The sequence below is a fragment of the Sandaracinobacteroides sp. genome (assembly GCF_057137845.1).
Genome location: NZ_DBNHFX010000063.1, coordinates 1 through 23217 on the forward strand (window position 1 = coordinate 1; position 23217 = coordinate 23217).

The following is a 23217-nucleotide window of genomic DNA, read 5'->3' on the forward strand; positions in this document are numbered from 1 at the left end:
GCGGGTTCGCACGCTGGAACGAACGCGACAACCTCGCGTTCCTGCTCGAACTACTTTCCAACGGCACGATCGACGCTTCTCCGTTCACGGCACATTCCATGCCCGCTACCCAACTGGCCGACGCTTATGCCGGCCTGCTTTTGCGCCAGCCGGCGCACCTGACGACCCTGCTGCAATGGGCATGAACTATACAGCCGCCGTCGTCGGGTGCGGCCGCATGGGGGCCTTCACCAGCCCGGCCGTTCGCGCGCTGGCCCCGGCCTGCTGGTTTCCGCTCGCCCATGCCGAAGCGATCGCCGCCCATCCACGGCTGAGGCTCGTCGCGGTCGCCGACAGCAACCGTGAGGCAGCTGAACGTGCAGCCCGGCACCATGGTGCCGGAACCGCCTTTGCCGATGGGCATGCGTTGCTGGCTTCGGTTCGCCCGGATCTCGTGGCAATCGCCACACGCACGCCCGGCCGCGCGGCGCTGATCCTCGACGCGATCCGGCATGGCGCGCGCGCTCTGCACGTCGAAAAGCCCTTGTGCAACAGCATGCAGGAACTGGCGCAGATCTCGGATGCGCTCGGCAGCGCGGAAACCCGCCTGACACTTGGGGCAATACGAAGGCGGCTGCCTCCCTTTCGGGCTGCCCTCACCCTCGCCCACTCGGGAAAGCTGGGCAGGCTGCTCGAAGTTCAGGTCAATCTCGGTGCGGCCCCCATCTTCTGGACGCATCCGCACGCGGTGGACATGCTTCTTGCTGCCGCCGATGGCGCCCCTGTCGCCGACGTGACAGCCCGCCTCGTTCGCGTGGATCGGGGTGGCTGCCACACGCACATCACCAACGATCCGCAGATCGAAACGGCAACGATCCGCTTCGCCAACGGCCTCGTTGGAAGAATGGGGCGCATGGCGGGATCCGACCTGCTTCTGGGCTGCGAAAACGGCAGCATCGCCGTCGAGGCAGACGGCCATCGCACACGCATCCTGCGCACCGATGACGGCGAAGCATATGCAAGCTGGCGCGATGCCGACATGTCGCCGCCAGGCGGTCCGGGGGGCACATTGTCTGCGATCAGCGAGCTCGTCTCGGCACTGGACGGCGATACCACGGCCATCGCAGCCAACGCCCGCTGGACTGCGGATATCCTGCTGGGGCAGCGGCTGCTGTTCGCCATCGCGCAGTCCGACGCCGATGGCGGCCGCCCTGTCTCTCCGGATGCCGTCGATCCCGGCTGGGTGATCGATGGGCTAAGTGGCGGCAGGCCGGCATGACCGCATCCGCGCCGGAGCCGATGGCGCACCAACCGTCAGGCAAAACCTCTGTCATGCGTGTATTCCGCTGAAATTGTGCACACGCCCTGTTCCTTTCTGCCATAGAATTGAATCATGACTGCAACCAAAGATCTGCCGGCAATCCTGTTCTTTGCCCGCGGCTATCAGGCCGACTATTTTCCAACGCTTTCCAGCCCGCATTACCGCGCCGTCTTCGTAACCCTGACCCGCACGGAAAAGGCCATGGTCCTCCGCCGGGGGGAGCAGGTTGCTGCCTGCTTCGAGGAAATGTTCGATCAGATCGAACCGGCGACGGTGCCCCGCGATTACCTGCGCACGTCCTGGCTCGCCGACCGTTTCCTTGGCCGGTTCGACGACGCCGGCCGCCTCGACATCCTGGGGCGCATGATCCGTTTCTGGACCGACCTCCTCGACCAATACCAACCGGCGGCTGTCGTGAACGAGTTGGTCGCCATCGAGATTTCCGAGGTACTGCTGATCGAAGCAGAGCGGCGCGGCATCCGCTATCTGGCGGGCATGAACTGCGTGGTGGAGGATTATTTCTACTGGCTGCGCAATCCGCTCACCCTGTCCGGTCGCTTTCTCGATCTGCCCGAACCATCGGACGCCTCTCTGGCGCTGGCGCGTGCCTATGTCGGCCAGTTGCAACAGAATGACTACAAGCCCTTCTATGTGCGCAACCTTGGTTCCCGCTGGGCACTGAGGCCGCTGGTGACGGGGCTGGCTAGATGGGCGCAATGGGCATGGCGTATCCGCCATGGCCGCCAGTTCCGCTACGAGGATTACCGCGAGGAATACCGCAAACGGCTGGAAATCGCCGTGTCGGGCCTGTGGAGACGATACGACCGGTTGGAGGATATCGACGGCGACCGCGAGTTGATCTTCTACCCCCTGCATCAGGAACCGGAGGCGACACTCAACTATATGTCGGCCTTCTATGCCAATCAGGTGGCAACCATCGAGAATATCCTGAAATGCCTTGCACCGCATCAGGTGCTGGTGGTGAAGGAACACCCGGTGGACAAGGGCGCGCTACTTCGCGGCAAGTTTCAGGAACTGAAACAGCGCTCCAGCGCGCTCTATTACCTACCGGCCGAAGTGCATGGTCGGCAGGTGCTCGCACGCAACGCCCGTGTCGTGACGCTGACCAGCACGGTCGGCTGGGAGGCAGCCGCGCTGGGGCGCCCGGTCTATGTTCTGGGCGAGATTTTCTACGACATCTTCCCCGGCGCCATCCAGATCGAATCGCTTGTCCGGCTGAAGCAGTTGCTGCGCGAGCCTGCCGATCCGCCAGCCGTGCCCGAAGGCGGGCTGGTCCGGTTCGTGGCGTCGATGGTGGAAAGCTCGTATCCCGGCAACCCGTTCCCGCACGATCGTCTCTACTCGGCGGAAAACCGCGAACGGGTGATCGCGGCCATCCGGCACGCCGCGCTTGCCTGAACGGCGCAACCGCGTGTCGATATTGAGCCGCCTTGCGGCCGACCGACGGTTGCAGTTCATCCTCGTCAATGTCGGCACAAACCTGCTGATGCTCGGTCGCAGCTATGCGGCCCTGCGCCTTCTCGATGACCAGATGCTGGGACTGGTCACGCTGTTCCAGACCGTCATGTTGTTTATCGGGATGTTGCAGTTCGGCATTCTGCAAGGTGGCTTTCGTCTGCAATGTGACCGCGATGCGGGCGAAAACGCCCTCATCAACACGGCTGTCTTCAGCTTCATCGGCGCACTTGGATTGGGGCTGACCGCGCTTTCCCTCGTTTCGATGCCATTCCTTCCGGAAACCATTCCGCCCGTCGTGCTGCTGGCCGCGGTCGTGGCGGGTGTTGCGACGCTTGCACGGTCCTGGGTGAACAATCAGCATGTCGCAGCAGCCGACCTCGACGGGCTGAACCGGCTGACGCTTGCAACATCCGTTGCATCCCTGCTGCCGCTGATCGCGTTGCCGTGGGCCCCGCTTACCGCCGTGCTGGTGTCGATGCTGCTCCAGCCGCTGCTGTTCGTCTGGTTCGGGCTGTCGCGCAGGCGTGATTACCGGCCTGACCGGTTCCATATCGATCCGGCACTGTTCCGCCGGATGCTCGGCATCGGATTTGCCCTGTTCATGTCGGGTATGCTGGTCCAGCTCAACATGCTGGCCGAGCGTTCGTTTGTCACTGCGATCTTCGGCATCGGCGGTCTTGGTCGGCTATTCCTCGCCTATATCTTCATCACACTGTTCCAACTGGTCCCTACATCGCTGGATTCGATCTTCCTCCCCGGAGTCGTTTCCAGTTTCCGTGCTGGCGACGCGAAGGGCATCGCGCGCCAGATGTGGGCATTTCTGGCCATCGCATTCCTCTACTGCGCCGTAACCGCACTCGCCGTTGCCTTTCTGGCAGACCCTGTCGTCGCCCTGCTGCTGCCTAATCGGACGGGCGACATGGCCTATGTTCGCGCCATGCTGCCGGGGCTGCTGGCGATCACGCTGGCTGCGCCATTCGGGCTTGTATTCCATGTGCTTATTCGCTTTCGCGCCTATTATCTGGCCTATGGCGCCGGAACGGTCGTGACGATCGCCGTGCTGGCCTGGTGGAGCGTCGTCGCCCGCCCAGGCGATCTGGCGGCCGTGATGCATTTGCGCAGCATCGCATGGATCCTGACGGCAGCGCTGCTGGTTGCCGGCTACAAGGCGGTCGCCTCGCGCGATCAGATTTTCCGCCTCGTGCGCCTTTTCCACCGGGGAAACTGACTTCGGCTGCGGTCAGCGGCGCCCATCGCCTTCGGCAAGACGTTTGACGATGACCGAGAAATCCCGGCTTCCCTCTCCGGCGGCGGCCAGGGCCTCGTAAAGCTCCAGCGCCCGGGCGCCCATCGGGGTCTGCGCGTGGACGCTGCCAGCCGCTTCGGCAGCAAGCCGCAGGTCTTTCAGCATCAGGGCTGCGGCAAAACCACCGGCATAATCATGGTCAGCCGGGCTTTCCGGCCCGACGCCCGGCACCGGGCAGTAGCTCGTCATCGACCAGCACTGGCCTGATGAAACCGAAGCGATGTCATAGAAACGCTGCGCGTCGAGGCCAAGCCGTTGCGCCAGCACGAACGCCTCGGCGGTTGCAACCATCGTTGCGCCAAGCAGCATGTTGTTGCAGATTTTCGCCGTCTGCCCTGCCCCGTTGGCGCCGGCGTGGATCACCGCTTTCCCCATCGCCTGCAGAATGGGTTGCGCGCGCGTGAACCCGTCATCGGTGCCGCCAGCCATGAAGGTCAACGTGCCTGCGTTCGCAGCGGCAATCCCGCCCGACACCGGCGCATCGACTGCAATCAGCCCGGCCGCTGCGGCTTCCCCGGCAAGCGCGCGCGCCGTCGCCACGTCGATGGTCGAGCAATCGATCAACAGCGTTCCGGCAGGCACCGCCCCGAAAATCGCCTGCCGATAGACGGATGCCACATGCGCCCCTGCCGGAAGCATCGTGATGACCGCCGCCGCCCCATCGACCGCCGCTGCGGCGCTGTCGGCGGCCACGCAACCCGCCTGCACCGCCCGCTGCACGGCATCCGCCGCCAGATCGAAGGCGCGAACCTCGAACCCTTTTGCAGCCAGATTGGCGGCCATGCCGCCCCCCATGTGCCCAAGGCCGATGAAGGCTACTCTGGTCATTTTCCGATCCATTTCCCCGGCCTTTTGTCGATGAAGGCCGCCATGCCTTCCTTCTGATCGGCAGTGCCGAACAGCCCGTGGAACAGTCGGCGTTCGAACAATATGCCCTGCGCCAGTGTCGTCTCGTGGGCGATATTCACCTGTTCCTTCACTGCAAGCGCTGCAAGCGGCGGCATCGCGGCAATCGCATCCGCCGTTTTCAGGGCCTCGGCCAGCAGATCCGCTGCCGGAACGACCCGTGCCACAAGGCCGGAACGCTCGGCTTCGTCGGCGGCCATCATGCGCCCGGTCAGGCACATTTCCATCGCCTTCGCCTTGCCTACGGCCCGCGTCAGCCGCTGCGAACCGCCCATGCCCGGCGTGACGCCAAGCCGGATTTCCGGCTGACCGAACTTCGCATTGTCGGCTGCAATGATGAAATCGCACATCATCGCCAACTCGCAGCCGCCACCCAGCGCATAGCCTGCAACCGCTGCGATGATCGGCTTTCTGGTTCTGGTCAGCAATTCATAGTCGGCGAAATAATTGCCGCCGAACATATCGCCCATGCCCTGCGGCGCCATCTCCTTGATGTCGGCGCCTGCGGCAAATGCCTTTTCGCTACCGGTCAGCACGGCGCAGCGCTGGCTCTCGTCGGCGTCGAAGGCCGCGAACGCCGCCAGCAGTTCACCCAGCACCTGGTTGTTCAGCGCGTTCAGCGCCTGCGGCCGATCGAGCGTCACCAGCGTGACGGCGCCCTTCTTTTCAACCAGCAATGTCTCGTAGCTCATGTCTTGATCCTGCCCCTTCGTGCGATGCTGTCCGATGTTCAGCCCATGGTCGGGATGACGAAGGCGTTGCTGCCGTCCGGCGTGCCGTCGGGCCAGCGCTGGGTAACGGTTTTCACCTTGGTCCAGAACCGGACGCCTTCGCTGCCATACTGGTTGTGGTCGCCGAAACCCGACCGCTTCCAGCCACCGAAGCTGTGATAGGAAACCGGCACCGGGATCGGAACATTCACTCCCACCATGCCGACGTTTACGCGGGCCACGAACTCGCGTGCGGCATGCCCGTTGCGGGTGAACAACGCCACGCCGTTGCCATACTGATGCTGCGACGGCAGCGCCAGCGCCTCCTCGAAGCTGTCGGCGCGCACGATCTGCAGCACCGGCCCGAAGATTTCCTCGCGGTAGCTGCGCATCGAAGTCGTTACCCGGTCAAGCAGGGTCGGTCCGATGAAAAAGCCCTTCTCGTGGCCTTGCAGCACAAAGCCGCGCCCATCGACCACCAGTTCCGCGCCTTCGTCGACGGCGGTCTGGATCCAGCCTTCCACGCGCACCCGGTGCGCCGCATTGACGACGGGGCCGTAATCGGCCTCCGGATCGGTGGAGACGCCAATGCGCAGCTTCGCAATCGCCGCCAGCAGCTTTTCGCGCAGCGCATTCGCCGTCTGCTCGCCGACCGGCACGACCACCGGCAGCGCCATGCATCGTTCTCCGGCCGAACCATAGGCTGCGCCAACCAGTTCCTTCACCGCCTGATCCAGATCGGCGTCGGGCATCACGATCCCGTGATTCTTGGCGCCGCCCATCGCCTGCACCCGTTTTCCGGCGGCCGTGCCGCGCGAGTAGACCATGTGCGCGATATCCGACGAACCGACGAAGCTGACGGCAGCGATGTCCGGGTGATCGAGGATGGCGTCGACCATTTCCTTGTCGCCGTGAACCACCTGCAGAATGCCTTCCGGCGCACCGGCCTGCCGCAGCAACTGCGCCAGCCGCACCGGCACAGAAGGGTCGCGCTCGGAGGGCTTCAGGATGAACGCATTGCCGCACGCGATCGCCATTCCGAACATCCACATCGGGATCATCGCCGGAAAATTGAACGGCGTGATGCCTGCGCCGATGCCAAGCGGCAGACGCATCGAATAGACATCGATCCCCGGCCCGGCGCCAAGCGTATATTCGCCCTTCAGCAGGTGCGGGATGCCGCAGGCGAACTCGACCACCTCTAGTCCACGCTGGATGTCGCCGCGCGCATCGGACAGCACCTTGCCGTGCTCGGACGACAGCAGATGCGCCAGTTCATCCATGTGCTGTTCGACCAGTTCCTTGAACGCGAACATCACCCGTGCGCGCCGCTGCGGGTTGGTCGCGGCCCATGCAGGCTGGGCGGCTTTTGCAGCAGCGATTGCAGCCGAAAGCTCGGCGTTGCCACCAAGCGCCACCTGCGCCTGCACCACACCGGCATTGGGATCATAGACATCGCCAAAGCGCGCGGGCGCGGCAAGCGCCGGGCTTCCGGCGATCAGGTGGTCGATCCGTTTCATCCGTGCATCCTTTCAATTCCCGGCGCCGGGGTTTCGGGTGCCCGCGCCTCACCGGCCATCTTGCTCCACTGCGAACGGCTACGCAAATACCATACGCGGCATATCCGTTCAGTCAGTGGCATGCGCCACCGCGCGCCGCACGGCCTGCGCCACGCAATCGGCCGCGCGGGTGCCAAGCTCGGCCAGCAGCAGCGGATCGACTTGGGCCGGGGTTTCCGCCGAAAGGCCGATCGCAAACAGCGCGTCGCCATCGAAGGGCGTGTGGATCGGCCGGATGGTGCGGGCCAGTCCGTCATGCGCCATCATCGCCAGCCGGCGGGCCGCTGCGCGCGTCAATGGCACGTCGGTTGCGATGGCGCCGATACAGGTGCTGCCACCACGAATGGGGTTGCCCGCAGCCGCCTTCGGAAACGGCACCGGGCCAGATACCGGCGGTTCGCCCGCAGTCACTTCGCCGAAACTGTTCACTGCAACCAGCGCCGCAACCTGCCCGCCACCATCGAGCGTTGCCCGCGCGATGCCGATGCCCCCCGGCCTGCTGCCCGCCATTGCCCCATGGCCTGCGCCTACCCGGCCTTCGGCTGCATCGCCCCCAAGTGCGGCAAATGCCTGCTGCGCAAGGCGCCGGTAGGGCGTTTCAGCGCCGCCATCGCGCGCCCATTGCTTGTCGCCGCCGTTCCCCAGATCGAACAGGATCGCGGCAGGGATCACCGGCACGAACACATCGCCTGCAACGGCAAGGCCCTGTTGCCTGCGCGCCATGATCAGCGCCAGTTCGGATGCCGCTTCCAGTCCGAACACACTGCCGCCCGCCAGCACCAGCGCGTGCACGCGCTCCACCAGTGTAGATGGCTCCAGCGCGTCGGTTTCGCGGGTGCCGGGGCCGCCGCCGCGCACATCGGCCGCCATCACCACCGGCCAATCGGGCACCAGCAAGGTCACACCGGTCCGGGCGACGGGGCAATGGGCATGCCCGACGCGAAGACCGGGCAGCATCAGAGGAACCCGACCGCGTCGCGCACCTCGCGCATGGTTTCCCGCGCCACCGCGCGTGCCGCTTCCGCGCCTTCTTCCAGCGCGCGCTCGATCACCGCCGGCTGCTGCAACAACGCGCGATAGCGTTCGATCATCGGCGCCAGCTTCTCGACCAGCAGGTCGGCAAGGGCAGGCTTGAACGCGCCAAAGCCCTGCCCGCCGAATTCCGTCAGCACATCGGCGATGCTGCGGCCCGACAGGGTGGCGTGGATTTCCACCAGGTTGCGCGCTTCCGGGCGGCCTTCCAGCCCATCCTTGCTGGCGGGCAGCGGTTCGGGGTCGGTCTTTGCCCGCTTCACCTTGTTGCGGATGTCATCAGCGCTGTCGGTCAGGTTGATGCGGCTCTGGTCCGACGGGTCTGATTTCGACATTTTCGCCCCGCCGTCACGCAGCGATTTCACCCGCAGGGCTTCGGGCGGCATGATCGGTTCGGGCAGCGGAAACAGCTCGACTGCAAAATCATTGTTGAACTTGGCGGCGGTGTCGCGCGCCAGTTCAAGATGCTGCTTCTGGTCCTCGCCGACCGGCACATGTGTCGCCTTGTAAAGCAGCACGTCGGCGGCTTGCAGCACCGGGTAGGTATACAGCCCGACGGACGCCCCCTCACGGTCTTTGCCCGACTTTTCCTTGAACTGGGTCATGCGGTTCAGCCAGCCGATGCGGGCGGTGCATCCCAGAATCCACGCAAGTTCCGCATGTTCCAGCACGCGCGACTGGTTGAACAGCGTCGCCTTGGCGGGATCGATCCCGGCCGCCATCAGCGCGGCGGCGATTTCCAGCGTCGACCGCCGCAAGCTTTCCGGTTCCTGCCGCATGGTGATCGCGTGCATGTCGGCGATAAAATAAAAGGCGCGCTCACCCGGTTGCAGGCTGTCCTGCATCAGCACCCAGTTGCGGATCGCGCCCAGATAATTACCGAGGTGGAGATTGCCGGTCGGCTGAATGCCGGAAACGATCAACATGACTAGCCCTTACGAAAGGAATTGACGAGCTGGCGCGGATTCCATGCGCCGATCAGATATCCGGCGCCCGCATAGACGATTCCGCCAGCCCCTACCAAGAACAGCATTCCTAGCGCGCGCTGGACGAGCGAGCCTTGCGCCATTTCCAGCACAACGCCGTTCACCAGCGACAAGGTCAGCGCCATCAACAGGGCCGCCGCCAGCATCCGTGGCACTGTGCGGAACAGCCCGGCGTCAGGGTGCCAGTGCGCCCTTCGCATCAGAACCCAGCCCAGAACCGCCACGTTCACCCAGGCGGAAACCGAAGTCGCAACCGCGATGCCGACATGGGCAAGCACACGCGACAGCAGCAGGTTGCCGATCAGATTGATGCCGATCGCCAACAAAGCGATGGTCATCGGTGTGCGGGTGTCGCCCCGGGCATGGAAGCCGGGCGTCAGCACCTTCACCAGCATATAGGCCACCAGCCCGGTCGAGAACGCGCGCAGCGCAGCCGCGCTGGCAATGCGGTCGGCGGCGGTGAATTCACCCTGCTGGAACAGGGCTGCAACGATCGGATCAGCCGAAACGATCAGCGCGATCGAGGCCGGAAGGCCGAACAGCAGCACGAACTCGATGCCACGGTTCTGCTGGTGAATGGCCGCCTCGCGGTTGCCGGCGCCCAGCAGCCGCCCCATTGTGGGCAGCAGCGCCACACCCATTCCAACCCCGATCATCCCCAGTGCCAGCTGATTCAGCCGGTCTGCGTAATAGAGGTAGGAAACCGAACCTTGCGGCAGGCTGCGCGCGGCGATCATGGTTGATACCAGAAGGTTGATCTGCATTGCGCCAGCGCCGATCGCCGCCGGGCCGATGCGTCGCAGCAAGGTCCGCACTTCGGGCGTCATGTGCGGGAAAGTCAGCCTCGGCAGCACACCGATGCGCCAGCAATCCCAGGCAAGCCACAGAAACTGCAGGATCCCCGCAACCGCGATCGCCGCCGCCTGCGTGGTGGCGGTTGCCACCGGATCGGCGCCGCGAAAACACAGGAATCCGATGATGAATGTCAGGTTCAGGATGACCGGCGCCGAAGCATAGACCCAGAACCGCCCGAGCGCGTTCAGCAGCCCGCCCAGCAGCGACGCCAGCGAAATCAGCATCAGATACGGGAACGCAAGCCGCGCCAGCAGCACGGTCAATTCCAGCTTCTCGACCGACCGATCCTCGAAGCCACCCGTCATTGCCCAGACGACCGGCGTCGCCGCCGCCATGATCACCAGCGTGAACAGCAGCAGCACCGGAAACAGCACCGCCAGCGCCTGCTCGGTCAGGCGAACGGCGCGGATGCGGCCCTCGCGCTCGCCGTCGTGGCCTAGCTGCTGCGATACCAGCGGCACGAAGGCAGCCGAAAACGCGCCCTCGGCAAACAACGACCGGAACAGGTTGGGCAGGCGGAACGCCACCAGAAAGGCGTCGGCGGCAAAGCCGGCGCCCAGGTAGCGTGCCATCAGGATTTCGCGCACCATCCCCACCACGCGCGAAATCAGCGTCATGCCGCCGACGGTGGTGGCGGCTCGGATCAGCGACATGGAACCGGAACCCGGCGCGGTTCGGTCAGGCGTTGCCTGCTGGCTGCTCCACCGCACCGCGCGCTTCGAGCTGCTGCAGATACAGGCCGCCGAAATCGATCGGCTCGAGCATGAGCGGGGCAAACCCACCATCGCGGACTGCATCGGCGATCACGCGGCGCGCAAACGGGAACAGGATGCGCGGCGCCTCGACGATCAGGAACGGTTCGATCGCTTCCTGCGGGGCGCCGGTCAGCCGGAACAGGCCCGCATACAGAAGCTCTACCTGAAACGCGAGCGTGCCGCCTTCCTGTGCGCGGGCCGACGCCTCGACCTTCAGCTCTACTTCATACATGTCCTGCCCGCCGGAACGGGCGTTCACATTGACGTTGATCTCGACCTTGGGTTGCCCCTGCATCTGCAGCGACGCCGGAGCGTTGGGATTCTCGAACGAGAGGTCCTTAACATACTGGGCAAGAATGCCTGCCTGCGGGGCGAGGTCGGCGCCGTTGGCGAGGGCTTCGGCGGCTTCGGGCGTGATTTCGGTCATCGGCGTTGCATATCCTCCGGCCGGTGCGCCTGATGCACCCCGGCGTATCTCGCCGCTGCGGCTAGCAGCGCCAGCCACCCCCTGCAAGGCTCGTCGCACGCGGGCCGCCGGGCACTGCCCGGCAAAACCGCCGCGATCCGGCACTTGTCGTCTGCCGGTCAGTGCCTATGTTCCACATAATTCACATTGTGCGGTTGCATATTGACCGCATCCGCCCGTAAACAGAAGCATCGAGATGCGCTCTGCCTGCTGGCGGGCGCTTCCTGTGCTGAATGACGGAGGCTGAAGGCGACTTCGGATGCAGAGCGGCTGGATCGAGATTTTTTTCCTTGCGATGCTTGCGGGCTTCATCGGCCTCAGGCTCTATCATGTTCTTGGCCGCCGCACCGGGCACGAAAAGCCGGTAGCAGATCCGTTCCGCCCCGCCACCCCTGACATCGCCCGCCCCAGCGCCCGTGTCCGCGCGGCCAGCGAACCGCCGGTCAGCCTCGAAGTTCCGGCTGATGTGGCGCCGGAAGTGCGCCCGGGGCTGGAGGCGATCCACGCGATCGACAAGGGTTTTTCGCCCGAGCATTTCCTGACCGGCGCGCAAGGCGCCTATGCGATGGTGCTCGAAGCCTTCTGGGAGGGCGACGAAGAGGCGCTGCGCGATCTCGCCTCCGACGAGATGCTGCTGAATTTCCGCGCCGCCCTCGATGCGCGCCAGACTTCGGGCCAGCGCCTCGAAAACCGGCTGATCCATGTGGATCGGGCGCAGATCGTCGGCGCCGAAGCATCCGGCTCGATGGCGGAAATCACCGTCCGTTTCGACGCCGAGATCGTGTCCGTTACGCGGGACGCCGAAGGCCGCATCGTCGCCGGCGATCCAAACGCGTCGGTCGAAACGCACGACCTCTGGACGTTCAGCCGCCACACGACTTCGGCTGACCCGGCCTGGCTGCTGATCGCAACCGACGAAGCAGAGTGAAACCGGCCATGGCGGCCCGCCTGTGGCCGTCGGCTGCATTGCTGCTGTTGGCAGCCTGCGCGACGCGGCCTCCCGCCGTTCCATCGGCACCTGTTGCTCCGGCATCGCCTGCCGCACCGGCCCGCCCCAATGCGCAAATCGCCCCCTTTCCAGCCGCGTTCGCCGCATCGGCAGAGGCGCTGCAGGCGTTCCGCCGCGCCTGCCCGCGCCTGCGTTCCCGCGCCGACCAGTCCGGCTTGACGACTGCGCAAGACTGGGACGCAGCCTGCACCGACACCGAGGCCGACCCTGCGGCTTTCTTTCGGCGCCATTTCACACCCGTCCGGCTGGGAGACGGCAAGGGTTTTGCAACCGGATATTTCGAACCTGAAATCCGTGGGTCGAAGCGCGCCATCCCCGGTGCGGCCCCGGTGCTCGCCCGGCCGCCTGAACTGGTCGATATCGATCTGCGCGCATGGGGCATCGAAGGCGGCACAATACGCGGGCTGGTCCGTGATGGGCGCGTCGTCCGCGCGCCGGACAGGGCTGCGATCGAAGCCGGCGCCTTCGCCGGGCGGGGGCTGGAACTGGCCTGGGCGGCAGACCCTGTCGATTATTTCTTCCTGCAAATTCAGGGTTCCGGCAGGCTGCGGCTGGACGACGGCAGCATCCTGCGCGTCGGCTATGCCGGACAGAACGGGCACGCCTATGTGCCGATCGGGCGGCTTTTGAAGGAACGCGGTCAGTTGCCGAAGGCCGGTATGGCGGAAATCAAGGCATGGCTGCGCGCGCACCCGGACGAAGGCGCCGCGCTGATGCGGGAAAACCCAAGCTATGTTTTCATGCGCCGCCTGCCCGATGGCATCGACGGCCCGATCGGTGCGCTTGGGGTGCCGTTGATCGCCAGCGCCAATCTGGCCGCCGATCCAGCCATGCTGCCGCTCGGGGTGCCGGTCTGGCTGGAAACGACAGTCGAAGCAGTGCCATGGCGGCAACTGGCGATCGTTGCCGATACCGGGGGCGCCATCAAAGGCCCCAACCGTTTCGATATCTTCTTCGGTCCCGGTGAAGCAGCCGCGCGCAAGGCCGGTGCGCTGGCAGCCCCTGCCGAAGCCATCCTGCTGCTGCCCAACGCTGCCGCCGCACGGCTGCGGCCGTGAAACGCCGCCTGAGCGACGAGGATCGCCAGCTCTGGCAACGGGTGACGGCAACCGTCAGGCCGCTGCACCCCGCTCGCGCAGCCACCGCCGGCGAGGCTCCACCGCCGGTGACAGGCGCCCCAAGGCGGCCATCCGTGCGACTGGCCCGCGCCACGCCTGTTGCAACACCGGCCAAGCCAGCCCGCATGGCTGCGGAAACGCTCGACGCCAGTTGGGATAAACGCCTGTCCTCAGGGCGGGCGACGCCCGACATGGTGATCGACCTGCACGGGATGACACGCGCCGAAGCGCGCGACTATCTTCGCCTGCGCCTGTCGGACGCCCGTTTGCGGGGCCACCGCATCCTGCTGGTGATCACGGGGAAAGGCGGCCGCGCCCACCCGGCGCCCGCCGATCTGGCCGCGAACGCCCCTGTTCGCGGGGCAATCCGCGCCGAACTCCCCCGCTGGCTGGGCGAGGCAGACATATCGGCCGACATCGCCGCCGTCCGCCGCGCACACCCAAAACACGGCGGAAGCGGCGCCGTCTACCTGATCCTCAGGCGAAACCAGCCCTGACAGGCCGGTCGCCGGTTCAGGCCGCCAACATCCGGCGACGCCGCGCCGCGAATCCCACCATGCCGAACCCTGCAATCAGCATCGCCCAGGTTGCTGGTTCCGGCACGCCACCCGGCATTTCCAGGATGTCGTTGATGCCGACCGTGAAGCCGTGCCAGTTTTCCGACGTGTCGGTGAAGCTGATCGAGGTGAACGTGCCCTGGAAGCGAATGATCGCGTGCACTTCGCCCTGCCCGTAGAAACCGGTCGAGTCGCCGTTCAGCACCGGCACGCCGGAACCCCAATAGCCCGAGCCATTGGATTCCACGGTGAACGGCGCGCTGAAGGTAACGGTGTTGCCGTTCCAGCTTTGCAGCGCGAGGTATGGGTCCGTCACCGCATGATCGAAGGTGATCGTCTTGGTGCCGCCGGCGTTCAGCGCCACGATATCGCACGCGTCGGGCTGATTAAGGGCGCCGTTATAGTTGCCGGGCGCCCAATAGGCGGTGCCGCACCCCGTCTGCACGAAGCTGTAGCCCCCGGCATAGACGACGTTGACCGGCCCGCCAGGCGCATTGATGACACCCGCCGCACTGCCGTTGGCGTAGGCCGTCCAGTCGGCCCACGAAACCGTCGTCGCCGTTGCTGCCGAACCGGCCAGCAGCGCCGCCGCCAAAATCATCGCCCGCATATATCCCTCCTGTGAATCCTCAATAGCCGGGGTGATCCCGGTTGCCTTGGCAGCCAAGCAAATTTCGTGCCAGCCGCCGATTGTTTCTAACCATTTGAATTTCCAAAGATCCGCGCAGACAGGTTTGCGCCCGTTGTAAAATCCGCCGACAGGCGCGCCCGGTGCGCGCCGTCTTGCGCCCCCTGCCCGCCCATGCTACGGCGCGCGCCAGTAACGGGACACCCTTTGTCTGGTGCCCCGCTGCAACCATATTTTCGGGCCATGGGCGCCACCCTCGCGGGCCGGCGCCATTCTGTCGAGACCAGCCGGGCATTCGCCCGGAACTCCGTCGGGTTCCGGCGGCAGGCGCAGACAGGGCCAGTATCATGAGGATCGAGCCGACTTGACGAACATGCGCGTATCCGTGGCTGCAGCGGGCCTGCCGGGGCGCTATGCGGCAGCCCTGTTCGACCTTGCCGAATCGGCAAAGGCGCTCGACGGCACCGCAGCCGACCTCGCCACGCTCCAGGCGGCACTGTCCGAATCGGCCGACCTCCGCCAGTTGACGACCAGCCCCGCGATCAGCCGCGCCGACGCCGGTAAAGCGGTAGCTGCGCTCGCCGGGTCGCTCGGTCTTGGCGGTCTCACTACGAAATTCCTCGGTGTGCTGGCCCAGAACGGCCGGCTTTCCGTGCTTTCCGGTATCATTTCCCAGTTCACCGTCATGCTGAACGCCCACAAGGGCACATCGACGGCCGAGGTTGTCAGCGCGCACAAGCTGACTGCCGCACAAAAAAAGGAACTGGAAGCCAAGCTGAAGGCCCGTACCGGCCGTGCAGTGTCGGTGGACGCGCGGGTAGACCCGGCGCTTCTGGGCGGCCTCATCGTCCGCATCGGTTCCGAACAGATCGACAGCAGTATCAAGACCCGCCTCGAGCGGCTCGGCCAGCAACTGAAAGGTTAATCAGGCTATGGATATCCGCGCAGCGGAAATCTCCCGCGTCATTCGTGATCAGATCGCCCAGTTCGGCACCGAAGCGGAAGTTTCGGAAGTCGGTCAGGTGCTTTCGGTCGGCGATGGCATCGCCCGCATCCACGGCCTCGACAAGGTGCAGGCCGGCGAAATGGTCGAGTTCCCGGGCGGCATCAAGGGCATGGCGCTGAACCTCGAAGCCGACAACGTCGGCGTCGTGATCTTCGGCTCGGACAGCTCGATCCGCGAAGGCGACACCGTCAAGCGCACCGGCACCATCGTCGACGTGCCGGTCGGCAAGGGCCTGCTCGGCCGCGTGGTCGACGGCCTTGGCAACCCGATCGACGGCAAGGGCCCGATCGAGGCAACCGAGCGCCGCCGCGTCGAAGTGAAGGCGCCGGGCATCATCCCGAGGAAATCCGTGCATGAACCGGTGCAGACCGGCCTGAAGGCGCTCGACGCGCTGGTGCCGGTGGGTCGTGGCCAGCGCGAGCTGGTGATCGGCGACCGCCAGACCGGCAAGACTGCGGTCGCCCTCGACACTTTCATCAACCAGCGCGAAGCCAACAAGGGCGACGACGAGTCGAAAAAGCTCTATTGCATCTACGTCGCCGTCGGCCAGAAGCGTTCGACGGTCGCGCAGATCGTCCGTGCGCTGGAAGAAAACGGCGCGATGGAATACTCGATCGTGGTCGCGGCCACGGCATCGGAACCGGCTCCGCTGCAGTTCCTGGCGCCCTACACCGGCTGCACCATGGGCGAATTCTTCCGCGACAACGGCATGCACGCCGTCATCGTCTATGACGATCTGTCGAAGCAGGCCGTCGCCTATCGTCAGATGTCGCTGCTGCTGCGCCGTCCGCCGGGCCGCGAAGCCTATCCGGGCGACGTGTTCTATCTGCACAGCCGCCTGCTCGAGCGCGCGGCCAAGATGAACGAAGCCAATGGCGCCGGTTCGCTGACAGCGCTTCCGGTCATCGAAACGCAGGGCGGCGACGTGTCGGCCTATATCCCGACCAACGTGATCTCGATCACCGACGGCCAGATCTTCCTCGAAAGCAACCTGTTCTATCAGGGTATTCGTCCGGCCATCAACGTCGGCCTCTCGGTCAGCCGGGTTGGTTCGGCGGCGCAGACGAAGGCGATGAAGAAGGTCGCTGGCTCGATCAAGCTGGAGCTTGCCCAGTATCGCGAAATGGCCGCCTTCGCCCAGTTCGGCTCCGACCTCGACGCCTCGACCCAGAAGCTTCTGGCCCGTGGCGAGCGGCTGACCGAGCTGCTGAAGCAGCCGCAGTTCAACCCGCTCCCCTTCGAAGAGCAGGTGGCGTCGATCTTCGCTGGCGTGAACGGCTTCCTCGACGGCATTCCCGCCAACGCGGTGAACCGTTTCGAAGCGGCCCTGCTGTCGGACCTGCGCGCCAATCACGCCGATGTGCTGAAGGACATCCGCGAAACGAAGGACCTGTCCGACAAGACCCGCGAGGCGCTGAAGAACGCGATCTCGGCGTTCACCAGAACCTTCGCGTAAGGGCGCAGCATGCCTTCGCTCAAGGATCTGAAAACCCGCATCGACTCGGTGAAATCTACCCAGAAGATCACCAAGGCGATGAAGATGGTGGCGGCAGCCAAGCTGCGCCGCGCACAGGAGCGGGCCGAACAGGGCCGCCCCTATGCGGCGCGCATGGATACCGTGATCGCCAGCCTCGCTGCCAAGGTGCAGGCCGGGCCGGACACGTCGAAGCTGCTGACAGGCACCGGCTCGGACCGCACCCACCTGCTGGTGGTTGCAACCGCCGAGCGCGGGCTGTGCGGCGGCTTCAACACCAACATCGTCAGGGCGGCACGCCGCCACGCGCAGGCGCTGGAAGCGCAGGGCGCGACGGTGAAGCTGTATCTGGTCGGGCGAAAGGGCCGCGCGGCCCTGAACCGAACGAACGCATCGTCGATCGTGCACTTCACCGATCTGTCCGGCCACAAGCAGGTCGGATTCGATGTTGCGCACGAAATTGCCGCCGACATCATCGCGCGCTTCAACGCCGGCGAGTTCGACGTGGCGACGCTGTTCTACTCGGAATTCAAGTCGGCGCTGGTGCAGGAGCCGACGGCCCTGCAACTGGTGCCGGTGAAGGTGCCGGAAGCATCCGCCGATCAAGGCGCGGTTGCCGGCGCCGTGGTCGAGTATGAACCCGACGAAGAAGCGATCCTGAACGAACTGCTGCCGCGCAACGTAGCGGTGCAGATCTATCGCGCTATCCTTGAGAACGCTGCGTCCGAGCAGGGTGCGCGCATGACGGCGATGGACAATGCCACCCGCAACGCCGGTGACATGATCAACCGCCTGACGCTCACCTACAACCGCAGCCGTCAGGCCGCGATCACCAAGGAACTCATCGAAATCATTTCGGGCGCGGAAGCGCTCTAACCGACGGGACACTGAAGACATGGCCAAGCGACCCGCTTCCACCACCACCAGCAACAATGTCGGCCGCATCACCCAGGTGATCGGGGCCGTCGTCGACGTCGCCTTCGAGGACGACCTGCCGCAGATTCTCACAGCGCTCGAAACCGACGTCGAAGGCCGCCGCCTCGTGCTCGAAGTAGCGCAGCACCTCGGAGAGAGCAGCGTCCGCACCATCGCCATGGACTCCACCGATGGCCTCGTGCGCGGGCAGGAAGTCACGGATACCGGATCGCAGATCCGTGTGCCGGTCGGCCCGGCGACGCTTGGCCGCATCCTCAACGTCATCGGCGAACCGATCGACGAACGCGGGCCCGTTGGCGCAACGCAAACCGCGCCGATCCACGCCCCCGCGCCGGAATTCATCGACCAGTCGACCGAAACCTCGATCCTGGTCACCGGGATCAAGGTCGTCGATCTGCTGGCCCCCTATGCCAAGGGCGGCAAGATCGGCCTGTTCGGCGGCGCCGGCGTCGGCAAGACCGTGCTGATTCAGGAACTGATCAACAACATCGCCAAGGGCCATGGCGGCACCTCGGTGTTCGCCGGCGTCGGCGAGCGCACCCGTGAAGGCAACGACCTTTACCACGAATTTCTCGACGCGGGCGTCATCGCCAAGGACGCCGACGGGAACCCGCAGTCCGAAGGTTCGAAGGTCGCGCTGGTGTTCGGCCAGATGAACGAACCACCGGGGGCGCGTGCCCGCGTCGCCCTGTCTGGCCTGACGATCGCGGAATATTTCCGCGACATCGAAGGTCAGGACGTGCTGTTCTTCGTCGACAACATCTTCCGCTTCACGCAGGCGGGTTCGGAAGTGTCGGCGCTTCTGGGCCGCATCCCGTCGGCGGTCGGCTATCAGCCGACGCTCGCAACCGACATGGGCGCGCTGCAGGAACGCATCACCTCGACGAACAAGGGCTCGATCACCTCGGTGCAGGCGATCTACGTGCCGGCCGACGACCTTACCGACCCGGCGCCAGCCACCTCGTTCGCCCACCTCGATGCCACCACCGTGCTGTCGCGGCAGATCGCCGAGCTTGGCATCTATCCGGCCGTCGACCCGCTGGATTCGACCAGCCGCGTGCTGGAGCCGCGCACCGTCGGCCAGGAACATTACGAAACCGCGCGCGCCGTGCAGTCGGTGCTGCAAAAGTACAAGTCTCTGCAGGACATCATCGCCATTCTGGGCATGGATGAACTGTCTGAGGAAGATAAGCTGACGGTCGCCCGGGCGCGCAAGATCCAGCGCTTCCTGTCGCAGCCGTTCCATGTGGCCGAAGTGTTCACAGGCCAGCCGGGCGTATTCGTGCAACTTGCCGACACGATCAAGGGCTTCAAGGCGATCGTCGCCGGCGAATATGACCATCTGCCCGAAGCCGCCTTCTACATGGTCGGCACCATCGAGCAGGCAGTCGAAAAGGCGCAGAAGCTGGCTGCGGATGCCGCCTGAGATGGCCGCCCTGCACTTTGAACTGGTCTCCCCAGAGCGTCTCGTGCGCTCGGCGACCGTGCACATGGTCGTCATTCCGGGGACAGACGGCGATTTCGGCGTGCTGGCAGGCCATGCCCCAATGATGAGCACGATCCGCCCCGGCGAACTGGCCATCTACGCGACCGACACCAGCCCGCCAGAACGCATCCGCATCGACGGCGGCTTTGCCGAAGTGTCGGAAAAGGGCCTGACCATTCTGGCCGAGAGGCTGGAGCCGATCACGGCGCACTAGGCGCCCGGCAAAGCTGGATACGCCAACAGGGGCGGGGCTTCGGCTCCGCCCCTTGTCGTTTCGGCACTTTTCGTTCGTCACCCTCCCCACCCCTACAGGTGGCGGCAGGGCGCAGTCTGTGGCACCTGCACGCACGAAACAGGAGTAGCGCACATGCTCGACATCAGCCGCCGGACCGCTTTCGACGAGGACCAGAACGCGTTTCGCGATCAGGTCCGCAAATTCTTCGACCGCAACCTCGTCCCCAACCTCGACCGCTGGGAAGAAGAAGGCGTGGTCGACCGCGCCTTCTGGCGCGCCTGCGGCGAAGCGGGGCTGCTCTGCCCCACGCTTCCGGAACAATATGGCGGTCTCGGCCTGGATTTCCGCTACAACGCCGTCATCGACGAGGAACTCGGCTATTACGGCTCGTCGGCGGGCATCACCCTGCAATCCGACATCACCGCCGATTATATCCTGAACTACGGCTCGGAAGAGCAGAAGCAGAAGATCCTGCCGAAGATGATCAGCGGCGAGTGCATCGTCGCAATTGCCATGACCGAACCCGGCACCGGGTCCGACTTGCAGGGTGTCCGCACCACTGCGCGGCGCGACGGCGATCATTTCGTCCTGAATGGTTCAAAAACCTACATCACCAATGGCCAGAACTGCGACATCGTCATCGTCGTCGCCAAGACCAATCCCGACGCCGGCGCCAAGGGCATCAGCCTGATTCTGGTCGAGGATGGCACCAGGGGGTTCGCCAAGGGCCGCAACCTCGACAAGATCGGCCAGCATTCGGCCGACACCTCGGAACTGTTCTTTGAGGATTGCCGGGTTCCGGTATCCAACTGCCTTGGCGCGGAAAACCAGGGCTTCATCTACCTGATGAGCCAGCTACCGCAGGAGCGCCTGTCGATCGCGGTTTCCGCCATGGGTAGCGCACAGCGCGCGTTCGACGAAGCGGTGAAGTTCGTCCGCGACCGCAAGGCGTTCGGCAAGTCCATTCTGGATTTCCAGAACACGCGGTTCGTGCTTGCCGATCTTAAGGCCAAACTGCAGGTCGGCTGGGCACACCTCGACCATTGCCTTACCCGGCATGTGGCCGGCGAACTCGATGCCTTTGAAGGCGCGGCCGCCAAGCTCTGGCATACAGAACTGCAATGGGAAGTGGTTGATGCAGCGCTGCAACTGCACGGCGGCGCCGGTTACATGAACGAATATCCGATCGCCCGCCTGTGGCGCGACGCGCGCGTCACCCGCATTTTCGGCGGAACATCGGAAATCATGCGCGAACTGGTCGGCCGGTCAGTCTGAACGGCTGTGAATGCAAACGCGGTCGGGCCGGTCAGGCCTGACCGCATCAAAGCTTGCAGTCTCTCGCCTTGGCATAGCCCTTCAGATAGGCGCGGCGAAGGTTTCCGGCCAGCACAGCCGCGCGAACCCTGCGATCATGCGCTTCGGCGCCCGATACGCGGCGAATAATCCCCCGGCCGGGAATAAGCCCGGTCGCCAGCCCCTCCGTCAGATCCAGCGCAGCTTCGCCGACGGACTGCCCCTCCTTTGGCCTCACCTTGTCGACGTCCGGCCCAAGCACTTCATCGAGGCGCGCAATCTCTTTGGTAAGCTGGCTGCAGGTTCTGAGGCCCTTCAGCGAGTAAGGATCCTTCGAACTTTCAGCCAGCAGCGGCGGGATTTCCTCGCGCACGATGTTCACGTCCCGCAACGGGCTGGTCACGATGTCTTTCGCGGTGCGGCCGACATCTTCGGCAGACTGCGCTGCAGCAGGCGCCGTTGCCAGAAGGGCCAGCACAATCAGGGCTGTATCGCGTTGGTGTCGCATCATCGCCTCCTCGTAAGGCGATAATCCTAGCGGATCGTCATTCCCCGGCAAGCAGTTCGCGTACGAAGGACGTGATCCCGCGCTGGCGGGCGCGCTGCAACCGCTCGGCCGTCAGGATGCAGCGGATTTCGTGCAGGCACTGCCCCGGATCGTCGTTCACCAGCACATAATCATATTCGGCCCAGTGGCTCACCTCGTCGGCGGCGCGGCTCATGCGCTGGGTAATCACCTCCTCGCTGTCCGAAGCACGGCTGCGCAGCCGTGACTCCAGCGCGTCGAGGCTTGGCGGCAACAGGAACACCGATGCCAGATCGCCCGCGGAATGGCTTTGCCGCAGTTGCTGCGTGCCCTGCCAGTCGATGTCGAACAGGATGTCGCGCCCTTCGGAAAGCGCCTGTTCGACCGGTGCGCGCGGCGTGCCATAGCGGTTGCCGAACACCGTCGCCCATTCCAGAAACTGTCCGGTCGCAACCATCGCGTCGAACTTGTCCTGGCTGACGAAATGATAGTCCTGCCCGTCGATCTCGCCGGTGCGGGGGGCGCGTGTGGTTGCCGAAACCGACAGCGAAATCTGCGGATCGTTCGCCAGCAGGCGCTTGGTCATGGTGGTCTTGCCCGCCCCTGAAGGGCTGGACAGCACGAGCATCAGGCCACGACGGGCACCGGGAATGGACATGCAACGCCGCCTAGCCGATCGGTTCCGGCATGGAAAGGTGGCAGAAAACCTGATCCGGCGCTCAGCCGCCCTGCGTCATCGTTTCGGGGCGGACCAGCTTGCGAAACTCTGCTTCGGTCACATAGCCAAGCTTCAGGCCTGCCTCCAGCAAGGTAAGCCCTTTATGGTGCGCCAGTTTCGCGATTTCGGCAGCCTTGTCATAGCCGATCGCCGGGGCAAGCGCCGTTACCAGCATCAACGACCGTTCCACCAGATCGGCTATGCGCGCCCGGTTCGGCTGCATCCCATCGACGCAGCGCAGACGGAAACTATCGGCGGCGTCGGCCAGCAGCCGAATCGAGCGCAGAATATTGTGCGCAATCAGCGGCTTGAACACATTCAATTGCAACTGCCCCTGCATCCCGCCCACCACGACCGCATGCGCGTTCCCGATCACCTGCGCGCAGACCATGGTCAGCGCCTCGCATTGGGTGGGGTTCACCTTGCCGGGCATGATCGAGCTGCCCGGCTCGTTCTCAGGCAGCGCCACTTCGCCGAGGCCGGCGCGCGGACCGGAGCCAAGAAGCCGCAGGTCATTGCCGATCTTCATCAGCCCGGCGGCGATCGTCGTCAGAACACCGGCCACTTCAACCAGCGTGTCGTGCGTGGCCAACGCCTCGAATTTGTTGGGAGCGCTCTGCCAGGGAACTCCGCCGGTGATGTCGGTCAGTGCCGCCACGAAATCTGCGGCAAAGCCGGGCGGCGCGTTCAACCCGGTGCCGACCGCCGTGCCGCCCTGCGCCAGCCGGCTCAGCCTCGGCCACAGGTCGACGATCCGCTGCGCGCCGTCCTCGCAGGTCTGGGCCCAGGCGGATGCCTCCTGCGCCAGCGTCAGCGGGGTTGCGTCCATCATGTGGGTGCGGCCGATCTTCACGATCGCCGCCCAGTCCTGCTCGTG

The 23217-nt window shown here is 65.0% G+C and carries 23 protein-coding genes and 1 pseudogene; 13 read left to right on the plus strand and 11 right to left on the minus strand.

The window, feature by feature from the left end:
* The 4 genes from AC16JP_RS03095 to AC16JP_RS03110 form a co-directional block, all read left to right on the plus strand.
* Positions 1 to 185 (plus strand): hypothetical protein (locus AC16JP_RS03095; RefSeq protein ID WP_484339136.1); only part of this gene is annotated, 185 nt, incomplete at its 5' end.
* Complete coding sequence (locus AC16JP_RS03100; protein WP_484339137.1) at positions 182 to 1258, plus strand: Gfo/Idh/MocA family protein; 1077 nt, start codon at positions 182 to 184, stop codon at positions 1256 to 1258. The genes AC16JP_RS03095 and AC16JP_RS03100, both read left to right, overlap by 4 nt.
* Before the next feature lie 114 nt (positions 1259 to 1372).
* Entirely contained in the window at positions 1373 to 2719 is a 1347-nt protein-coding gene (locus AC16JP_RS03105; RefSeq protein ID WP_484339138.1) for a capsular polysaccharide export protein, LipB/KpsS family, read from the plus strand.
* 13 nt (positions 2720 to 2732) lie between these two features.
* A complete protein-coding gene (locus AC16JP_RS03110) occupies positions 2733 to 4007 on the plus strand; it encodes a lipopolysaccharide biosynthesis protein (RefSeq protein WP_484339139.1) in 1275 nt (424 codons plus the stop codon).
* Between the two features lie 12 nt (positions 4008 to 4019).
* On the opposite strand, the gene mmsB is transcribed toward AC16JP_RS03110, so the two are convergent.
* The 7 genes from mmsB to secB all read right to left on the minus strand — a co-directional run bounded on the left by mmsB (position 4020) and on the right by secB (position 11315).
* Positions 4020 to 4913, minus strand: a complete 894-nt coding sequence (mmsB, locus tag AC16JP_RS03115) for a 3-hydroxyisobutyrate dehydrogenase (protein WP_484339140.1) — start codon at positions 4911 to 4913, stop codon at positions 4020 to 4022.
* Positions 4910 to 5683 carry an enoyl-CoA hydratase gene (locus AC16JP_RS03120; RefSeq protein ID WP_484339141.1) on the minus strand — a complete coding sequence of 258 codons (774 nt, stop codon included), beginning with the start codon at positions 5681 to 5683 and terminating at the stop codon, positions 4910 to 4912. The genes mmsB and AC16JP_RS03120 overlap by 4 nt, the downstream gene beginning before the upstream one ends.
* A 38-nt stretch (positions 5684 to 5721) precedes the next feature.
* Complete coding sequence (locus tag AC16JP_RS03125) at positions 5722 to 7221, minus strand: CoA-acylating methylmalonate-semialdehyde dehydrogenase (RefSeq protein WP_484339142.1); 1500 nt, start codon at positions 7219 to 7221, stop codon at positions 5722 to 5724.
* Positions 7222 to 7329: 108 nt separating this feature from the next.
* Positions 7330 to 8217: a P1 family peptidase gene (locus AC16JP_RS03130; RefSeq protein WP_484339143.1), complete on the minus strand. Its 888-nt coding sequence runs from the start codon at positions 8215 to 8217 to the stop codon at positions 7330 to 7332.
* Complete coding sequence (gene trpS, locus AC16JP_RS03135) at positions 8217 to 9218, minus strand: tryptophan--tRNA ligase (RefSeq protein ID WP_484339144.1); 1002 nt, start codon at positions 9216 to 9218, stop codon at positions 8217 to 8219. The genes AC16JP_RS03130 and trpS overlap by 1 nt, the downstream gene beginning before the upstream one ends.
* A gap of 2 nt (positions 9219 to 9220) precedes the next feature.
* Positions 9221 to 10786 (minus strand): murein biosynthesis integral membrane protein MurJ, encoded by a 1566-nt coding sequence (murJ, locus tag AC16JP_RS03140; RefSeq protein WP_484339145.1) that lies wholly within the window; start codon positions 10784 to 10786, stop codon positions 9221 to 9223.
* 25 nt (positions 10787 to 10811) lie between these two features.
* Positions 10812 to 11315 (minus strand): protein-export chaperone SecB, encoded by a 504-nt coding sequence (gene secB / locus AC16JP_RS03145; protein ID WP_484339146.1) that lies wholly within the window; start codon positions 11313 to 11315, stop codon positions 10812 to 10814.
* Positions 11316 to 11613: 298 nt separating this feature from the next.
* Here secB and AC16JP_RS03150 point away from each other — a divergent pair, with 298 nt between their 5' ends.
* Genes AC16JP_RS03150 through AC16JP_RS03160 form a run of 3 tightly spaced genes read left to right on the plus strand, consistent with a single transcriptional unit; the run spans position 11614 to position 13978 of the window.
* Positions 11614 to 12282, plus strand: a complete 669-nt coding sequence (locus tag AC16JP_RS03150; RefSeq protein WP_484339147.1) for a Tim44/TimA family putative adaptor protein — start codon at positions 11614 to 11616, stop codon at positions 12280 to 12282.
* An 8-nt stretch (positions 12283 to 12290) separates the two neighbouring features.
* On the plus strand, positions 12291 to 13421 hold the full coding sequence (gene mltA, locus AC16JP_RS03155) for a murein transglycosylase A (protein ID WP_484339148.1): 1131 nt from the start codon (positions 12291 to 12293) through the stop codon (positions 13419 to 13421).
* The gene (locus tag AC16JP_RS03160; protein WP_484339149.1) at positions 13418 to 13978 is read left to right on the plus strand and encodes a Smr/MutS family protein; all 561 of its coding nucleotides are present in this window, start codon (positions 13418 to 13420) and stop codon (positions 13976 to 13978) included. The genes mltA and AC16JP_RS03160 overlap by 4 nt, the downstream gene beginning before the upstream one ends.
* Positions 13979 to 13994: 16 nt before the next feature.
* Here AC16JP_RS03160 and AC16JP_RS03165 read toward each other — a convergent pair.
* Positions 13995 to 14099 (minus strand): annotated as a pseudogene (locus AC16JP_RS03165) (PEPxxWA-CTERM sorting domain-containing protein); the annotation flags it as partial.
* 940 nt (positions 14100 to 15039) lie between these two features.
* On the opposite strand from AC16JP_RS03165, the gene AC16JP_RS03170 reads away from it, so the two are divergent.
* The 6 genes from AC16JP_RS03170 (at position 15040) to AC16JP_RS03195 (ending at position 21078) form a co-directional block, all read left to right on the plus strand.
* Complete coding sequence (locus AC16JP_RS03170) at positions 15040 to 15591, plus strand: F0F1 ATP synthase subunit delta (RefSeq protein WP_484339158.1); 552 nt, start codon at positions 15040 to 15042, stop codon at positions 15589 to 15591.
* Between the two features lie 7 nt (positions 15592 to 15598).
* A complete protein-coding gene (atpA, locus tag AC16JP_RS03175; protein WP_484339150.1) occupies positions 15599 to 17128 on the plus strand; it encodes a F0F1 ATP synthase subunit alpha in 1530 nt (509 codons plus the stop codon).
* Between the two features lie 9 nt (positions 17129 to 17137).
* Entirely contained in the window at positions 17138 to 18022 is an 885-nt protein-coding gene (locus AC16JP_RS03180) for a F0F1 ATP synthase subunit gamma (protein ID WP_484339151.1), read from the plus strand.
* A 19-nt stretch (positions 18023 to 18041) separates the two neighbouring features.
* Positions 18042 to 19508 (plus strand): F0F1 ATP synthase subunit beta, encoded by a 1467-nt coding sequence (gene atpD, locus AC16JP_RS03185; RefSeq protein ID WP_484339152.1) that lies wholly within the window; start codon positions 18042 to 18044, stop codon positions 19506 to 19508.
* Positions 19498 to 19782 (plus strand): ATP synthase F1 subunit epsilon, encoded by a 285-nt coding sequence (locus AC16JP_RS03190; protein ID WP_484339153.1) that lies wholly within the window; start codon positions 19498 to 19500, stop codon positions 19780 to 19782. The genes atpD and AC16JP_RS03190 overlap by 11 nt, the downstream gene beginning before the upstream one ends.
* Positions 19783 to 19935: 153 nt before the next feature.
* Positions 19936 to 21078 carry an acyl-CoA dehydrogenase family protein gene (locus AC16JP_RS03195; RefSeq protein ID WP_484339154.1) on the plus strand — a complete coding sequence of 381 codons (1143 nt, stop codon included), beginning with the start codon at positions 19936 to 19938 and terminating at the stop codon, positions 21076 to 21078.
* Positions 21079 to 21124: 46 nt separating this feature from the next.
* On the opposite strand, the gene AC16JP_RS03200 is transcribed toward AC16JP_RS03195, so the two are convergent.
* From AC16JP_RS03200 to AC16JP_RS03210, 3 genes are all read right to left on the minus strand, one after another.
* Entirely contained in the window at positions 21125 to 21604 is a 480-nt protein-coding gene (locus tag AC16JP_RS03200) for a hypothetical protein (protein WP_484339155.1), read from the minus strand.
* Positions 21605 to 21641: 37 nt separating this feature from the next.
* Entirely contained in the window at positions 21642 to 22280 is a 639-nt protein-coding gene (gene gmk / locus AC16JP_RS03205) for a guanylate kinase (protein ID WP_484339156.1), read from the minus strand.
* A gap of 61 nt (positions 22281 to 22341) precedes the next feature.
* A partial coding sequence (locus AC16JP_RS03210; RefSeq protein ID WP_484339157.1) for a lyase family protein occupies positions 22342 to 23217 on the minus strand: 876 nt, incomplete at its 5' end.

Coding starts and splice junctions, on each gene's coding strand:
- secB (WP_484339146.1), bottom strand. CDS start 11,315: ATGACCGAAATCACGCCCGAAGCCGCCGAAGCCCTCGCCAACGGCGCC.
- trpS (WP_484339144.1), bottom strand. CDS start 9,218: ATGTTGATCGTTTCCGGCATTCAGCCGACCGGCAATCTCCACCTCGGT.
- AC16JP_RS03130 (WP_484339143.1), bottom strand. CDS start 8,217: ATGCTGCCCGGTCTTCGCGTCGGGCATGCCCATTGCCCCGTCGCCCGG.
- mmsB (WP_484339140.1), bottom strand. CDS start 4,913: ATGACCAGAGTAGCCTTCATCGGCCTTGGGCACATGGGGGGCGGCATG.
- atpD (WP_484339152.1), top strand. CDS start 18,042: ATGGCCAAGCGACCCGCTTCCACCACCACCAGCAACAATGTCGGCCGC.
- murJ (WP_484339145.1), bottom strand. CDS start 10,786: ATGTCGCTGATCCGAGCCGCCACCACCGTCGGCGGCATGACGCTGATT.
- AC16JP_RS03200 (WP_484339155.1), bottom strand. CDS start 21,604: ATGCGACACCAACGCGATACAGCCCTGATTGTGCTGGCCCTTCTGGCA.
- gmk (WP_484339156.1), bottom strand. CDS start 22,280: ATGTCCATTCCCGGTGCCCGTCGTGGCCTGATGCTCGTGCTGTCCAGC.
- AC16JP_RS03150 (WP_484339147.1), top strand. CDS start 11,614: ATGCAGAGCGGCTGGATCGAGATTTTTTTCCTTGCGATGCTTGCGGGC.
- AC16JP_RS03105 (WP_484339138.1), top strand. CDS start 1,373: ATGACTGCAACCAAAGATCTGCCGGCAATCCTGTTCTTTGCCCGCGGC.
- AC16JP_RS03190 (WP_484339153.1), top strand. CDS start 19,498: ATGCCGCCTGAGATGGCCGCCCTGCACTTTGAACTGGTCTCCCCAGAG.
- mltA (WP_484339148.1), top strand. CDS start 12,291: ATGGCGGCCCGCCTGTGGCCGTCGGCTGCATTGCTGCTGTTGGCAGCC.
- AC16JP_RS03195 (WP_484339154.1), top strand. CDS start 19,936: ATGCTCGACATCAGCCGCCGGACCGCTTTCGACGAGGACCAGAACGCG.
- atpA (WP_484339150.1), top strand. CDS start 15,599: ATGGATATCCGCGCAGCGGAAATCTCCCGCGTCATTCGTGATCAGATC.
- AC16JP_RS03125 (WP_484339142.1), bottom strand. CDS start 7,221: ATGAAACGGATCGACCACCTGATCGCCGGAAGCCCGGCGCTTGCCGCG.
- AC16JP_RS03120 (WP_484339141.1), bottom strand. CDS start 5,683: ATGAGCTACGAGACATTGCTGGTTGAAAAGAAGGGCGCCGTCACGCTG.
- AC16JP_RS03100 (WP_484339137.1), top strand. CDS start 182: ATGAACTATACAGCCGCCGTCGTCGGGTGCGGCCGCATGGGGGCCTTC.
- AC16JP_RS03170 (WP_484339158.1), top strand. CDS start 15,040: ATGCGCGTATCCGTGGCTGCAGCGGGCCTGCCGGGGCGCTATGCGGCA.
- AC16JP_RS03180 (WP_484339151.1), top strand. CDS start 17,138: ATGCCTTCGCTCAAGGATCTGAAAACCCGCATCGACTCGGTGAAATCT.